This window comes from Lacibacter sp. (genome assembly GCF_035299325.1).
In the GTDB taxonomy this organism is placed as follows: domain Bacteria; phylum Bacteroidota; class Bacteroidia; order Chitinophagales; family Chitinophagaceae; genus Lacibacter.
Map to the genome: position 1 here is coordinate 169496 of NZ_DATGWT010000022.1, position 16570 is coordinate 186065.

Here is a 16570-nt window from a genome sequence, read left to right on the forward strand (position 1 = left end):
TTTATCAATTGATTTTAATCGCCTCATTACGGTTACAACTGATTTTCCCGGCTTTAATTTTCAGTTCTGCCATTTGCAATACTGCTCTCCTATTGCTGATAGGTTGTTTAGGAATACCAATGCCACTGTCATAATCACGCCAGGGTTCAACATGGTAAAAAATAAAAGCACGGTTATCTTTTACTATCACACTGCAATGCCTTGCACGGCTGTTATCCAATTTTCTTGTGCCACTGTCTTTCAAAATGATGCCCTGGTATTTCCAGTTTTCACTGTCACTGCTTTCGTAAACCATCAACCCTTTGTGTGGGTCAGTGAGCATGTAGTATTTATTTTTCCATTGAAAGATGTACGGTGCTTCTTCAAATGGCTGACCTGTTGCAGCTTCATTAAACACATCGCTTTTTGAAAAGCCGCTTGCTTTCCAGTTTTTCATATCTGTTGAAACAACATGAAAGAGTTCATTCTTTTTTTCGCCTGCTTTTTTCCCCTTAAACCATACATGCACAGTGTCGTTCTTTTTATATACTGTAGCATCTAACGAATTATAAGTAGAGTCGTGCATGTCAGCAACTTTAATCCATCCGTTTACAGGATTGTTTAAAGCCGTTTTGTAATGCACAATTTTTGCAGGACCACCCCAGGGACCTTTTGCTGTTGTAGTATCAGGCTTCCATGTAACAAACATGTGCAGTTCATTTTTATCAGCAATAATGGCGGGTGCCCAAAAAGTAGCAGGCATATCTTTTGTTCCACCAATTCCATCAAACTTGCAATAACCAACAAACTTCCAGTTCATTAAATCTTTTGATTTGATAACGCCGACAGGTGTGGCTGTAAATAAATTTTCAATGGTTGCCCGACGGGAAGTGTAATAGATGTAGTAATATTTGTCTGCAGGGTTGTAAATAATTTCAGGGTCACAACTGCCATAGTAATTTGGGTCACTGAAAAGGGGGGCAGGAACTGCTTCTCTGTTCTGGGCTGATACAGTAACTGCGTTAAGTAATAAAATAATATATAGAAATGTTTTTTTCATCTACTTTATTGTGGCCCACTACCGGGTCTCAGTTTTATATAAGGCTTCATCGTTTCATACCATTGCTCCCATGATGTAATCATAGAACGGAATAATTCAGGTTGTTTTGCTGAAAGATTTGTTGTTTCGTTCTTATCCTTACTTAAATCATACAATTCCCAATTAGCCACATCGCCTGTTTTACTTACAATTTTCCAATTCTTATTTATGAATGCCATGCCCTTTGCATGTTGAAAGAAAACACTATCCCGGCCTTTGGTTATTTTATTCTGCAGCACAGGTAAAAAACTTTTTCCATCCAGCGAGGTGAGTGAATGGCCGTTGTATGTTGAAGGATAGTTGAGTTTGGCTATGTCAAGTAATGTTGGCAACACATCTGTTACATGGCCCAATGCAGAACTAATACTACCTTTTTTTGCTTTTAATCCAGCAGGCCAATGCACAATCATGGGTGTATGAATGCCGCCTTCATAACTTTCAATTTTCCAGAACTTATAAGGGGTGTTGGCAGCATTGGCCCAGTTGTTACCAATGCCCGTGTAAGAAATTTCAGAACCAATGGTTGCTGTAGTGACATCTTTATCGTACTGCAAATTTTTCCCATCTCTTGTTTGTGAAGGACGATCGTAGCCGGGAACGTTGGGAATTTCAGGTGAAGCTCCATTATCGGCCAGAAAAATAATGACAGTGTTATTGAGTGTGTTGGTTTGTTCTAATGTTTTAATGATTTGCCCCACACCAATATCTAACCGTTCAATCATTGCCGCATGGGTCGCCATTTTTAGTGATTGTTTTTCTTTTTCTTCAGCACTTAATTTTTCCCATGCGCCATTCTTACCCATTACATCAATCAATTTTGTTGTAGTTGGGTTAATCAATCCCATTTTTACCATGCGGTTATAACGTTGCTTCCGTAATTCATCCCAGCCCATATCATATTTGCCTTTATACTTTGCAATGTCTTCCGGTTTTGCATGTACAGGCCAATGCGGTGCCGCATGTGCAACATATAAAAAGTAAGGTTGTTTTTTTTGAGTAAACTCTTTGATGTATTCAACTGAACGTTGATTAATAGCATCGGTGATGTAATAATCTTTCGGCACTTCTTTTACAGGTTCAACACCGTTCACCAATGAAAACGGGTCGAAATAATTCACCACACCCCAGATTATCCCGTAATGTTTTTGAAAACCACGGTTGATGGGATAACTTTCAATTGATGCAAATGAATCATTGAGATATGCCTGGTGATTTAACCATTTCAATTGTTCTTCTTTCGTTGGTTTCTGCACATCATCACTCAGGTGCCATTTACCCACCATGCCTGTTTGGTAACCATTTTGCTTTAACAGTTCTGCAATGGTGGCGCCATTTCTCGTAAGTGCATTTCCGTTATTCGCCAATCCAACTTTGTGTGCATACTGCCCGGTTAATAAACTGGCTCTTGTGGGGCAGCATCTTGAATTGTTATAAAAATTGGTCATACGCAAGCCATTGTTTGCAAGACGGTCGAGATTAGGCGTGTTGATTTCACCACCAAAACATCCTAAATCAGAATAGCCCAAATCATCGGCCATAATGATGATGATATTTGGCCGTGATGGATTGGTTTGTGCAGCCACTGTTTCTGTTTTATAAGCAAACAGAAATAAAACACTTATTATTTGAATTATTTTTCTACTCATTGCTGATTAGTTTTTGTTTTTTGAACAGCATCGGGCAAACTGTATTGCCAGCGTTTAGGCTCTTTAAAATAGGGTTGTGCATTTACCCTTTTATACCATGTTTCGTATTGCTCAATCATTTGCTGTAAGATTTTAGGATTAACTGCTGCTAAATCATTTAACTCAGTTCTGTCTTTTTCCATGTCATACAAACGCCAGGGTTCATTTACCTGTGATGTTATTTTGTAGTTACCCATCCGCATGGCTCGATTGCCTTCATGTTCCCAAAAAATGGGGTTTGTTCTTGTGATCACATTTCCACTTAACAAGGGCAACAAACTATTGCCGCTTGTCGGTAAAATATTATTGCCGTTATACACAGTTGGATAATTTGCATCAGCCGCATCCAAACAAGTGTTCATTATATCAGTAATATGCCCAACAGTTGCGTTATATGTTCCTTTTAGTTTTTGCTGAATGCCTGCAGGCCATGAAAAAATAAATGGTGTGGCAATACCACCTTCACTTGTATGATGTTTGTATAACCAGAAAGGGGTGTTGTTTACTTCAGCCCAGCCCTGCCCAATATGCACAACAGAATTTACAAGACCCGGATTTGTGCCTCTGTAAATTCCATCTATACCCGGTTCAGCATTACCACCATTGTCACTTAAAAACATGATGATTGTATTTTCATACAAACCTTTTTCTTTCAATCCTTTTATCAATACACCAATGCTGCTGTCGAGATGATGTACAGTGGCTGCATAAATAGCCATCATGTGGTCGTACCGGTTTTTTTCTGTTTGAGAGAGTGTATCCCATTTTGGAATCAGCGGATTGATTGGTGGCAGTTTATACTTTTTATTAATCAATCCCATTTTCAGTTGACGTTGATAACGTTCGTTGCGCAGCTGCTCCCATCCTTTCATGTATGTTCCCTTGAATTTTGCAATTTCATTTTCGGGAGCCTGCAATGGAAAGTGTGGCGCATTCTCTGCTAAGTATAAAAAGAAAGGTTTGTTTTGTTGCTTGGCTTCATCAATAAATTTCAATGAATGGTTCGTCCATAAATCAGTTGAATACCATTGCTGCGGTAAGCCATCCTGTGCAGTTACAGGTTTTCCATTGAGAAACAGCTTTGATTTTTCATCTTCTGAAAAATAAAAACCACCTGCCGCTGCATTTAACGAACGCATAAATCCTCTTGCTGACGGGCGTTGATCTTCTTTATGCCCTACATGCCACTTACCAGCCATAATGGTGAAGTAACCTGCCTGCTGCATAGTTTCTCCCAAAGTAACTGAGTTACGATTAATGAATCCCTGATAGCTGGGATTGTTATGCAATGCTTCTGTCATGAAACCAATACCTGCTTCATGTGCATACAACCCTGTAAGTAAACTTGCTCTTGTGGGGCAACATCTTGCGCCTTGATAAAACTGCGTAAGCCGTAAACCGTTTTTAGCCAGTGCATCTAAGTTTGGAGTTGGTATTTCGCCGCCATAACAACCCAAATCGCTAAAACCCATATCATCGGCAAGTATAACAATTACGTTGGGGCGTTGTTGTGCGTTTAATTTAACTACACTCACTGCTATTAAAAGAAAAACAATTATTCTTTTCATAAATTCATTCATTTTTTTATTACCCTTCTTTCTCTTTGTTAGCATCACCTGTTTTTCTATCAGGTACATCTTTTTTTAATTTTTCTTTACCAGGAAAAACATCATTTGTTTTTTTCAGCCAATCATTTAATGCCGACTGCATTTTTTTTAATGTGGCCTGTTTTGCCTTATCAGCATACAAATTTTTCATACAATGCACATCTTGTTTTACGTAATATAATTCTTCAGCAGGCCGTGGGGCTATAAAACAATCAGCATACTTTATATCAAGCGAATCATTCATATACATCCGTTGTATCGTTTGATAGAATGGCGTGGGCACAATTTCACCAGCCGGAGTACCAGGCAATTCTGGCAACCAGTTTTTTGTATATAAATAATCTTGGGAGATAACTGTACGTTCATACGCCATATAACTATGCCAGTTGTGTTCACCAAATGCAAACTCCCTTACCGTAGCTGTTGGATTTTTTAATAAAGGAAGAAAACTCACACCCTGTGCTTTTTGCAATGGCTTTGCTTTGGCAAGTTGTAATAGTGTTGGCGCAATATCAACAGCACTCAGCATACTTTTTGAGCTTGTAGCTTTTTTTACCAATGCAGGATAACGAATAATAAACGGGCTGCGAAGCCCCTGCACATTGGTTCTGGTTTTACATTGGGGAAATGCTTTGCCATTATCACTTAGTACAATGATTAATGTGTTATTGAGTTCATTGTTTTGCTCAAGATATTGCAGCACCATGCCGATGTGTTCATCAAAGCGGCCAATTTCATCATAATAATTCGCCAGGTCTTTGCGTATTTCAGGAATATCAGGATAGTAAGGTGGTACATTCACACTATCAGGATTGTGCGTGAATGGATATTTTCCCTGGCGGAATGGACGATGAGGATCAATGCTTGAAGCCCACATAAAAAATGGTTTGTCTTTAGGGCGTTGCTGCAATGCTGTTAGCCATTTTTCACCCATAGTCCAGGGCTTGCTCCAATCGGCTAAATCCAAATATTGAAATTTTGCCTGCGAACCTTTTGTGTTCATGCCATGAATTTTTCCTGCAAGCATGGTATAGTAGCCTGCATCATTCAGCAGCTCAGGTAAAATTTCTGTTGATTCAGAAATATTGGTGTGCAAATTCATAGCACCGGTGTTGTGTGGATACATGCCTGTCATGATACTTGCTCTTGACGGACTGCATGAACTTGCTGTGAGATAGAAATTATCAAACCGTATTCCTTCCTTCGCCAAACGATTGATGTTTGGTGTGCGGATATAGTTATTTCCATACGGCGTTGATTCTTCCCAGCCCATATCATCAGCAATAAACACAATAATGTTGGGTTGCTTTTGTGCATACAATATCAATGGCTGCAGCAAACAAATCAAAGCAATTGTTTTTATAAAAGAATTATTTATTGTCATGCCCGTTAATTAATTCTTACCTGTAAGCTGTTTAAAAATTTTTATTTCTTCTTTGCTGAAAGGCGTACCGTTTGTTCGAAATAAATCATGAAACCAAAGTTCAGGTTCGGGAAAAGGTTCACCAGGTTTCACCACTTTACCTTTTGCCCTTTGTTCATTTACACTAATGGGCTTGTCGTTTTCATCTCGCCTGCTGCGCCATGGCCAAACTGTACCGCTTTCACCACTTACAAAACCCCAGTTAACTGCTGCAACCTTTTCCTCTTTCAATATGGGAAGTATATCCTGCACCGTGCTGTTTTGTGTACGTGCCAGCCATTCGGTCATTAGCACAGGCCGTCCATCTTTTTTATACTCTACAATCAACTCTTTAATACGTTTTGGGCCGCTGTAGTTGTGTATAGAATGTACATCTGCATTCATCCGGTTAATAATAATGTTGTTTTTACCCAAGCTGCCTTCGCTGCATGAGGTAACAGGTTGCGAGGGGTTCACTTCTCTTGCCCACACCCACGAAGTATAAACGAGTTTGTTTGATTTATCATTCATTGCAGAACCTCCTGCCCTTCCATCGAAATTATTACCTCGGCCAGGCTCGTTGTATAATTCCCACATCAAAACTCTGTCATCATTTTTAAAACGCTTCATTGTTTCCTGCACATATCCCTTTAAGTTTTTTACTTCTTGTTTTGCAGCGCTGTCATTTGCAAAACGTATTGCCAAATCCCTTGCAGGTGAATTAAGCCAGCCACTATTGTGAAAATTTCTAACCGGCAAAGGTTGTTTACCCAATGTTGGATTTGGATAATGGCAATCATCAAAAAATACAAACCAAGGGCGAATGCCATGCTTTTTACAGATGTTTAAAAACTCATCCATTCGTTTGTACAAACCTTTTTTATCACTTGCCCATACCATATCATGCAAAAAAACTCTCATGGTATTCATACCAATACTTTCAGCCCAACCCATTTCTTTATCAATGGTTGCTGCATCCCATGTACTTGCCTGCCACATATCAATTTGATTAATGGCGGTTGCAGGTAAGTAGTTTGCCCCCACGAGCCAGGGTTGCTTTGCATACCATGCATTGGCTTTTTCTGCACTCCAGCGGCCCGGCACTTCTTTTACATATTTTGCTGAATCAGTTTGTGCTGTTGCTGCAAATAATGTTACACAAAAAATAATTATTGCTTTCAGTTTCTTCATACCCATTTATTTTAATGATGGCAATCCCTTCCACCATTTCATTAATTGTTCACTCAATTTTTGTGCAATTACTCTCTCTTTTTCAAATAGATTGGTGGTTTCATTTTTATCATTCAACAAATCATACAGCTCTGCTGATGAACCATCTGCATTCATCAACAGCTTCCACTTCCCTTCTCTTATTGCCAACTGCGGACTACGGCCGCCAGCGATTGCCGGATAACCAAATGAGTTATTATTCCGGCCATACTCCCAAAAAATTTCTTTTTTTCTTTCAGATGGCTTGCCGAGTAGTACACTGCTTCTATCTACACCATCTGTTTCATATTTGTGTTTGATGTTTGCAATTGCTGCGAATGATGAAAGCAAATCTGTTGCAGTAAGAACAGAACTTGTATCAACAGCAGGCTTTTTAATTTTTGATGGATACCAAATGATGAGTGGCATCCGTATGCCGCCTTCATATAATGAAACTTTGGCGCCACGCATTCCTGCACTTCTGTCGTTACGAAAATTGGGTGCAGGGCCGTTATCGCTGGTGAATACAACTATTGTGTTTTTATCAAGACCTGATTGTTTCAAAAACTGAATCAATCTGCCAATCTGTTTATCATATTCATTTAATACAGGAATAAAGTTTTTTTCTTTTGCGAAATCTGCCCTCACATCAGCATCACCGCTAACCCAGGGTATATGTACATCATCGGGCCAGAGATTGATGAAACAAGGTTTGTTGTTGTTCTTCTTAAGAAACGCAATTGTTTTATCAACAAAGTATGCGGTGCGGTTCCAGCGTTTGATGCTGTCTGTATTACTCCATATCCAATTACTGTCCGTTAATAACGAGTCGGGGTTTGGACTTTCCCATGTGCTGCTCCATTCATCAAAACCATATTCTTTAATGTGTGGAGCATTTGTTACATCTCTGCCACCACCCATATGCCATTTACCAAAATGCGCCGTTGAATACCCATTGTTTTGAAAAAGCCTTGCAATGTTTGGAGCTTGTGCATCCAAAAAATCTTTTTGTTCGCAGTTTTTATTATGCTGTTTGGTATGCAGGTAATTGGTGATGTTATATTTAGCTGGCGCAACTCCTGTCATAAATCCAACTCTTGAAGGCGAACAAACAGGAGCAGCACTGTAATAATTGGTGAAACGTATGCCTTCTGCCGCCATTGCATCAATGTTTGGTGTTTGATATGTACCGTTGTAACAACTTACATCGCCATAACCCATATCATCAGTAAGTATAAAAATAATATTGGGCCTTGTTTGTGCATGACAAAAAATGGAAGTGAATATTCCAGGCAGCAGCAAAAACTTTCTGCTGAAAAGATTCCGCATTGAAAAAACTAATATGGTTTGTTGTTGCTTCATGTTAATCTTCCTGTGGGCCTTTGTTGGCCTTCGCCGCATCATAGTTTGGATTGGTTGTCATCATTTGGGCATTAACTTTCTTACGCCATGCAACCATCAGTTTTTTTAATTCTTCCGCTTTAGCAATGTTTTGTTTAGATAAATCATTCGCTTCGCCAATGTCTTCTTTAAGATTGTACAATTCAAAATGATTGTCTTCAAAGTATTCTATCAGTTTCCAATCGCCAAGGCGTACAGCGCCATGTGGTTTATCGTTATGGTAATGCGGGTAATGCCAGAACAGCGGCCGGTTGTATGTTTTATTCTCCGTAATAACCGGCAGTAAATTTTTTCCATCCACATTGTTTGGCAATTTTGCTTTCACCAGTTGCATAATTGTTGTGTAGATATCCATTGTAATAACAGGTTCATCAATTAATTTACCGCCTTCTATTTTTCCTTTCCAATACATGAGCAATGGTGTTCTTGTACCCCCTTCATAAGCCCAGCCCTTGCCTTTGCGAAATGGCGGACTGGTTGATACGGATGCAAGCGAACCATTATCGGCCATAAAAACAATAAAAGTATTTTCCAGTAATTTTTTCTCTTCTAATTTCTGAATAATTCTTGCTACACTTTCATCTACACTTTCAATCATAGCGGCATAAACAGGATTTTTTTGCGGATGCTTTTCGCCGTTCAGTAATTGTTTATATTTTTCTACTTTATCTGCTTTGCCCTGAATGGGTGTATGAACTGCATAATGTGCAAGATTTAAGAAAAACGGTTGGCTGCTGTTCTGCCTGTCAATTAAATTGATAGCTTCCTCCGTTAACCTGTCAGTCAGGTACTCATCTTTCGGCCCATCGTTTAACCTTTTTAATCCGTAAGGTGAAAAGAAGCCGTTGTATTGTTTGTTCTTAATGGGGGCTCCTTTGAAATTACCGGCAATGTTTACATCGAAACCCTGTTGATCCGGCCAGTACATTTCATCATCTCCTAAATGCCATTTACCTACATGCCAGGTGGCATAACCTTTTTCTTTTAACGATTCGGCTAATGTTTTCTCCTGCAATGGCAAATACATTGTCCAATTGGGAACATTCAGCTTTGCATAAGGTTTTTTATGCCCCTGTATCCAGTCGGTAATCTGTAAACGGGCCGGATATTTACCCGTCATTAACGATGCTCTTGTGGGAGAACAAACTGTGCAGGCAGAATAAGCATTGGTAAATCTTACGCCATTATTTGCGAGCTTGTCAATTGACGGCGTTTGATAAAAGTTATTACCATAACAGCCTAAATCCTGGCTGCCCATATCATCAATAAAAAAGATAACAATATTGGGCATCTGTTGTGTTTGTGCGAAACAACAGAAGCCGGTCATTATCCATAAAGCAATCGTTAAAGAAAGAAGTTTATTCATACACAAATACATTACTAAAAGACGAATTAGAAAATCAGTTCGCTGTCAAAATTGTCGTTAACATTTGTAATTCTGTAGCTCAATTATTCAATTCTGATGTTGGTATTGTCTTTTTCCCGCCGTTTGTCCCTGTTTACTTGCCAGCTTCTGGATAAAGCATCATAGTTATTGTTTTTCTCAGCCGGTATTACTGCACCTGTTTTTTGTTGCCAGGCTTTTAACTGATGCAACAGTTCATCCACCACATACTGATTTTTTGCCGCAATATTCTTTTTTTCGCCACTATCACGAATCACATCAAACAACTCAATCGATCCGTCTTCAAGCGATTGGATCAGTTTCCACTTCCCTTTCCTGATAACACTTGCAGGACCCTGCCAGACATTGGCATTACTGGCACCATTGCCTGTATAACCGGGGAAATGCAGATATACGGCTCTGTTATATTCCGTTTCTCCTTGTATAATATTTTTCCAGCTTTTGCCATCAGCCGGTAAGTCGGGGGGTAAAGGCAGGTTTATAAGATCGGCCACTGTAGGTAACACATCAACTATGGATGTAACCGATGTGTTAATTCCGGGTTTGATAACAGATGACCAGATAAACGCCGGCACTCTTACTCCACCTTCCTTTAATTCGCCTTTTTGACCGCTGAACGGAGCATTGTCTGTACTCATCAATTGTCCGCCATTATCACTCATAAAAAATATAACTGTATTGTTCAACAGTTTTGATTCTTTTAACTGTTGTATGATTTCTTTCACACTTCTGTCAACACTGTAAACCATCGCAGCATACGATTCCCTGTTTTGTAAGCCATTTGCTTTCCGGTTGGCAAACCTCGACACATCTTCTTTTTTTGCATGAAGCGGAACATGTGGTGCATAATGTGCCAGGTATAAAAAGAAAGATTCTTGTGCTGAAGCTTTTGCTTTGATATAATTTTTCGCTTCGTAAGTGAGTCTGTCAGTCAGATAAGTTGGCGCATTGGCGTCCACTTTGAATTGTATATTTTTTGAAGGCAGAAAATATTCATCAGGATGCCCTTCCTGTCCCACAGCACGGCCAATGACTTCATCAAACACGGGAAGATTATTATAATTTAAAACCGCATCACCCAAATGCCATTTACCAATTAATGCTGTGTGATAACCGGCTGCTTTGAACAACACCGGAATTGTGTAGGTATCTTTTTCTAATTGCTTTTTTGAACGGCCGCCAAGAAACATGCGCATCTTGTCAGGTGTGCTTGAAAAAGCATCCACAGCATAAATACCATGACGGGATGGATAACAGCCTGTCATTAATGATGCCCTTGTTGGTGAACATGTAGGCATCGAGTAAAACTGATTCAATACCAAACTTTTTTTAGCCAGCGAATCAATAGTTGGTGTAAGATAATATGTGTTGGGATTATTATACCCCACATCATGATAACCTAAATCATCAGCCATAATAATGATGACGTTTGGTTGGGGCTGGGCTACCATTACCAACGGTAACAACAATAGCAATAGAATATGAACTGCATTTTTTCCCTTCATGTACTTTTTTTTTAAAGCAACGATATATTGAATATGGTAATACTTTTTGCAGCAATGGCTGTTGTAAGTCCTTTGCCTTGTTCTGCAGTTATTAATGAAACTTTTCCACCTGTATCAGCAAAATTGTTTGTCCATTGTACTTTACCGGCCGTTTTAACTGTACCGTTGCTGAATGACAGTTTAAACTCACCAATAGTGTTGCTGCTTTCATTGAGCAATACAACCATCAGTTGATTTTCCTTTTTAAATGCCATACCGCTGACATTACTAATGTTTAAAAAACTCACAGGAATGTACCATGCATCTACTGCACCTGTTGCAAATTCTTTCATAATATAATATGCTCTCCGCCGTTCTCCGGTACCATTGTTGGTAAAATAAATACTCCGGCTTTCTGCATTCACACCACGGCTCCACAATTCAAAAAAAACTTCGCCCGCTGCGCCTGCATTGTAAATACTAACTTTTTCTTTATACGCATCAATGGTGTTTTCCATTGGAGGGTTAATGCCTGCAGGTGTAAATCGCCCACCACCACCAGCATTTGTTTCATCCTGGTACCAGGGTTTGCCGGTAGATAAAACAGCAGCGTTGTATTCTATATAAGTTTTTGTTTCGTTAGGGTTGTAATTATGCGTGCACCAACCGGCCACCTGTGCCGTTTGTCCTAATTGTAAAATACGGCTGATGTAATTAATGCCTTGCCCGATTCCCCATGCTGCAGGATCAATAATTTCAGGAACAGCAATAGATCTTTGCTGTAATTCTGCTTTCATAACAGAAATCACCTTTACAGCAGAATCGGGTTTCACTACACCTGTCCATTCTTTTGCTGAGCTGATATAACTTACCGGTACACCCTGCTGACTCATATACTCAACATAGTCAGCTAAAAACTTTCCATATTTCGGTACATTTAAAATTTGTGTTTGCCTGTTGTAAATCCATGTGGGTAGATTATTGGTATCGCCCTGGTTAAAGCCGTCATAATCACTGCGCATGGTAGCAAAAAATTTGATGGATGGGTTCACGGCTTTTATATCTTTCATACTTTGAACGGTACCATTATAAAAAGCAAAATTTTTAACCCCCTCTGTTATTTCCTGATTTTTGTCATACTGCATCCGGCATATATTAAACGGGATGTCAGCAAACGCCCATTGGATAATTTGTTGTGTATTTGTTGCATTTTGCACAGCATTGGCGCTGCGTTCCATATCGCCTCCCATCATTGTCACCTGTTGTTTTGTGCCTGTAATATTAATATGGGCTGTGGGAACTTTAACAGTAACAGGTGGCGTAGTAGTTCCCCCGGCAGAAGTTTGTGAAGTGCCATTCTTTTTACAGGCACCAACGCTGAGTAAGCATCCCCAAATAAAAATACCTGCTGTAACTGCACTTAACTTCATAAAACAAATTGTTGGATTTAATAAAACTGCTGATTAACCCGCATCATCTTCCATTTTCAATTTTACAACTGTACCAAGTGCTGCTCTTATCGGATAATTTACATCACCTTTATGTTTTGCGATCACCGCTTCCCTCACCTCTTTAATTTTTTGAACAACTGCTTCAGGAAGGTTGTCATTATTGGCAAGTTTCATTGCAGCCTGCCGAACAATATAGGCGTTATCGCTGGTGGCAATTATACCGGCCAGCCAATGCAGGTATTGTTCATTCTTAAAATGATGATAAAGCAGCTCAGCCATTTCTACTTTTACAAAATCAGACTTTTCACTTGCGAATGCTTTTTGTAACATCACTATATCAAGGTCATTCGTTTTCTGGTTTCGTAAACCAACAACAGCCCAATAACGCAGAAGACTGTCTTTATCATTCAGTAATTTCATTTGCTGACGCAAGTATAATTTACCACGCCCCACCATATCAGCAACGTTCCGATATTTATTTACATCATAATTTTTCTGCTTCCAGGTGAGCAATATTTGATCCCGGTTAATTTGCGCCAACACCGTTTCAGGAACAAAACCCAAATCAGCATATTTCACTTGTTTTTCCTTTAGCAGATTCCGCATTTCATGAAGTACAGATGTGTAACGTTTATCGTTCACAAGATTCACGGTTTCCCACCGGTCTGTCTTTCTGTTAAATAAATATTCTGCGCTGCGTGGCATAAAAATCGAAGCCTGCAAACTGTCGAGCGTATGCTCTTTAAAATCAGCCCGCATTTCTACAAGCATATCACTACGGTTATAATAAGCCTGTTGCTGCAGCACAGGCAAATGCGGATAATAAATTCTTGTATAAACATAATCGCCCTTTATAACAGTCCGGGCCATGTCAATTACTTCATCGGTATTGTCACGGCTGCACCAGAACACATTATCTGTTATTTCTTTTTTATCGCCCATAAAAACCCTTCCCTTCATATAATCAGGCTTTTTCTGATTGGCAGCTATGCTGATCATGGTAGGGGCCAGATCTTCAAACGTAACCAACTCATCAAAACTGCTTCCTGCTTTCAGATTAAACAGGTGTTTGAACTTTTCAGGAATTCGAACGACCATTGGCACCTGAGCACCTAATCTTGAACTGTTGGTTTTAAAACGTGGCATTCCCTGTCCGTGATCGCTAAAGAAAAACACAATCGTGTTCTCCCACTCACCGGCATTTTTTATTAACTGAATAATGCTGCCGACTTTTTTATCTGTTACCTGTAAGGCGTTATACAATCTTGCAATGTTGCGGCGGTTATTATCATTGTTTTTATAAAACGGTGGCACTTCCAACCCATCGGACTGAATGATTTCATCCGGTGCCAGTTGATTAAGAATATTTTTTTCGTACCAGTCTTTTGTATTGCCAACCGTACGACTTTGATGCGATTCATTAAAGTTGAAAACAGAAAAAAACGGCTGTGATTTGTTTTCCCGCCTGGTAAAATCAGCTTTACCGCCCTGCAAACTCCAGTTATTTGCAATAAAGCTTTTTGAATCAGCAATGTTATAATCAGTCTTTTGATTGTTGGTTGTAAAATAACCGGCATTTTTTAAATAAGAAGTAAAACCTCTGACATATCCCGGAATTTTAAATGAACTCCGGTGGTTGCCGCAACCATCTTCCACTGTTCTGACGCCTGTAATAATTGTATGACGTGATGGTGAGCAAACCACATTGGTACTAAAGGCATTTGTAAATCGAATTCCCTCTGCCGCCAGCGCATCAATGTTTGGTGTTTTAACCTGCGTGTTACCATAACAACCAATAAAGTCAGGCGAAGTATCTTCAATCGTAATCCAGACAATATTAGGCTTTTGCTGTTGCCCGAAAAGCAGAAAGGGCAGCGTCAAAATAACTATTAAAACCGTTGTATATTTTTGAATGTGTTTATGCATTTGTGTTTGTGTTTTGTAAAATACTGCCGCAATATTTACTCTCTTCTGTTTTTGTTTTTTGCTTCAAAAGCTTTCCGCAACTCATCTGCCTTCTTTTTTTGATCTGCTGTAAGCAATGCTTCAATTGCCTCGATTCTTTTTTTCCGAAGTTCTTTCAGTTTTTCTTTTTTTTGTACTTCTGTAAGACCTGCATCAGTCTTCACATTCTTAACATCTTCATCGTTGGCTTTTTTTATATCTTGTATTTTCTGTTGCACATCAGCAGTAATACCCAACTCATCCATTGTTTTTTTATTCCATTGAAATTGCTCTTTCTTCTGGCCTCTTTCCTGTGCAGCAGAAGTTAATGAGATTGCAACAACGGCTGCTAAAACAAAAATTATTTTTTTCATAACATGTAATTTATTTCAGTTAAGACGATGATTGATCTACAAACCTGCTTCAGCTGTTGTTTTTTTCTTTTTATTGCTTATTGCATCTTTGTTTGTTTTAAGCGGCCAAAGTTCATGTGGTGATCTTGCTTTTTTAAACATAGTTTCAAACTGCTTTACCAGTTGCGGTTCATTAAATGCCTCGTTATTTTTTTCTGCGATATCTCTTTCAAGGTTATATAATTCAAGCGCAGTATCAGGGGCTGCACGAACAGCTTTCCATTTGCCCATAATCATTGCCTGGCTGCTTGTTTTACCTTCATGAAACTCCCAATACAAAAATTTATGTTGCTTTTGTGCAGCGGTATTACCGGTTAAAAGCGGAAAGAAAGAAACACCTTCAGTGGTAATCGATTTTTGCAATGGTTTGCCTGTTGCATCAGCAAGGGTTGTCATTACATCTTCAAATGCACTGACATGATCAGTAACAACTCCCTGTTTAATTCTTGACGGCCACATAGCAATCATGGGAACCCTGATACCACCTTCATAAACATCACGCTTTTTACCACGTAACATTCCACTGCTTTTAAAATAATCGGGGTTGGCTCCGCCTTCTTTAGCCGGACCATTGTCGCTGCTGAAAATGATTAGTGTGTTTTCTAATAAACCTTCACTCTTTAAATAAGCAATTACTCTTCCAATACTCATATCGAGATGTGTAATACTTGCTGCGTAAGCCGCATTAGGGTATTGCTGCGAATTGTATGCGCCGAAATTATCCTGCTGGGCACCACCCTGGCCATTTTTGATATAAGGCTTTTCCTGAAACTTCCCTTTATAACTATGAAAGATCGAATCATCCGGAACGAGTAATTCCGCATGTGGTGTGGTATAAGCCAGGTATAAAAAGAAAGGCTTCTGTTTATTTTTTGCAACAAAACGCAAGGCTTCTTCTGTAAACAAATTATTGCTGTACAACTTCCGCTGATCATTTTTATTCTCAGGCAATTCAAACTTTTTTCCATTACGATACAAAAATTCCGGAAACTGGTAATGTGCATGCCCCTGGTTTAAAAATCCATAACTGTAATCAAATCCCTGTTTATTAGGTTCACCGGTAGTACCATTCATGCCCATACCCCATTTACCAATTACAGCTGTTATATAGCCTCTTGCTTTCATTACTTCAGCTATGGTCAGATCGCTGTCTTTTAATTCGAGACCTGCGCCAAATCCATAAGGCCCGTTTTCATAGTTTCCTCTCACTCTTGCAAAGCCAATATTACGGCCCGTCATTAACACCGCTCTTGAAGGCGCACATACCGGCGCCCCTGCGTAATGCCGGGTAAATTTTATTCCGCTGGCAGCCATAGCATCAATATTGGGTGTGCGGATTTCTTTTTGCCCGTAACAACCAACATCACCATAGCCGAGATCATCTGCCAAAATATAAATTACGTTCGGCTTTGCCTGTGCAGTTGCTAAAACAGAACAAAACAAAAGCGATAAAAGAAAAAAAAACTTCATGCTGCAATAACTTTTATAATT

12 protein-coding genes are annotated in these 16570 nt (G+C 39.3%); all 12 read right to left on the reverse strand.

Going from position 1 to position 16570, the window contains the following annotated elements:
* Window positions 1-4 precede the first annotated feature (4 nt).
* The 12 genes from VK159_RS12700 to VK159_RS12755 all read right to left on the reverse strand — a co-directional run bounded on the left by VK159_RS12700 (window position 5) and on the right by VK159_RS12755 (window position 16549).
* Window positions 5-1039 (reverse strand): family 43 glycosylhydrolase, encoded by a 1035-nt coding sequence (locus VK159_RS12700; protein ID WP_324230518.1) that lies wholly within the window; start codon window positions 1037-1039, stop codon window positions 5-7.
* 5 nt (window positions 1040-1044) lie between these two features.
* Window positions 1045-2724 (reverse strand): arylsulfatase, encoded by a 1680-nt coding sequence (locus VK159_RS12705; protein WP_324230519.1) that lies wholly within the window; start codon window positions 2722-2724, stop codon window positions 1045-1047.
* Window positions 2721-4331 carry an arylsulfatase gene (locus VK159_RS12710; protein ID WP_324230520.1) on the reverse strand — a complete coding sequence of 537 codons (1611 nt, stop codon included), beginning with the start codon at window positions 4329-4331 and terminating at the stop codon, window positions 2721-2723. Before VK159_RS12710 ends, VK159_RS12705 begins: the two co-directional genes overlap by 4 nt.
* 19 nt (window positions 4332-4350) lie before the next feature.
* Window positions 4351-5754, reverse strand: coding sequence for a sulfatase (locus tag VK159_RS12715; protein ID WP_324230521.1), 1404 nt, complete (start codon window positions 5752-5754; stop codon window positions 4351-4353).
* A gap of 9 nt (window positions 5755-5763) precedes the next feature.
* Window positions 5764-6963: a cellulase family glycosylhydrolase gene (locus tag VK159_RS12720; protein ID WP_324230522.1), complete on the reverse strand. Its 1200-nt coding sequence runs from the start codon at window positions 6961-6963 to the stop codon at window positions 5764-5766.
* A 6-nt stretch (window positions 6964-6969) separates the two neighbouring features.
* A complete protein-coding gene (locus VK159_RS12725; RefSeq protein WP_324230523.1) occupies window positions 6970-8310 on the reverse strand; it encodes a sulfatase family protein in 1341 nt (446 codons plus the stop codon).
* A gap of 34 nt (window positions 8311-8344) precedes the next feature.
* Window positions 8345-9748, reverse strand: coding sequence for a sulfatase (locus VK159_RS12730; protein ID WP_324230524.1), 1404 nt, complete (start codon window positions 9746-9748; stop codon window positions 8345-8347).
* Window positions 9749-9831: 83 nt separating this feature from the next.
* Window positions 9832-11292 carry a sulfatase gene (locus VK159_RS12735; RefSeq protein WP_324230525.1) on the reverse strand — a complete coding sequence of 487 codons (1461 nt, stop codon included), beginning with the start codon at window positions 11290-11292 and terminating at the stop codon, window positions 9832-9834.
* Window positions 11293-11303: 11 nt separating this feature from the next.
* Window positions 11304-12701, reverse strand: coding sequence for a hypothetical protein (locus VK159_RS12740; protein WP_324230526.1), 1398 nt, complete (start codon window positions 12699-12701; stop codon window positions 11304-11306).
* A gap of 33 nt (window positions 12702-12734) precedes the next feature.
* On the reverse strand, window positions 12735-14648 hold the full coding sequence (locus VK159_RS12745) for a sulfatase (protein ID WP_324230527.1): 1914 nt from the start codon (window positions 14646-14648) through the stop codon (window positions 12735-12737).
* Between the two features lie 35 nt (window positions 14649-14683).
* Complete coding sequence (locus VK159_RS12750; RefSeq protein WP_324230528.1) at window positions 14684-15040, reverse strand: hypothetical protein; 357 nt, start codon at window positions 15038-15040, stop codon at window positions 14684-14686.
* A 36-nt stretch (window positions 15041-15076) separates the two neighbouring features.
* On the reverse strand, window positions 15077-16549 hold the full coding sequence (locus tag VK159_RS12755) for an arylsulfatase (protein WP_324230529.1): 1473 nt from the start codon (window positions 16547-16549) through the stop codon (window positions 15077-15079).
* Between the last annotated feature and the right edge of the window lie 21 nt (window positions 16550-16570).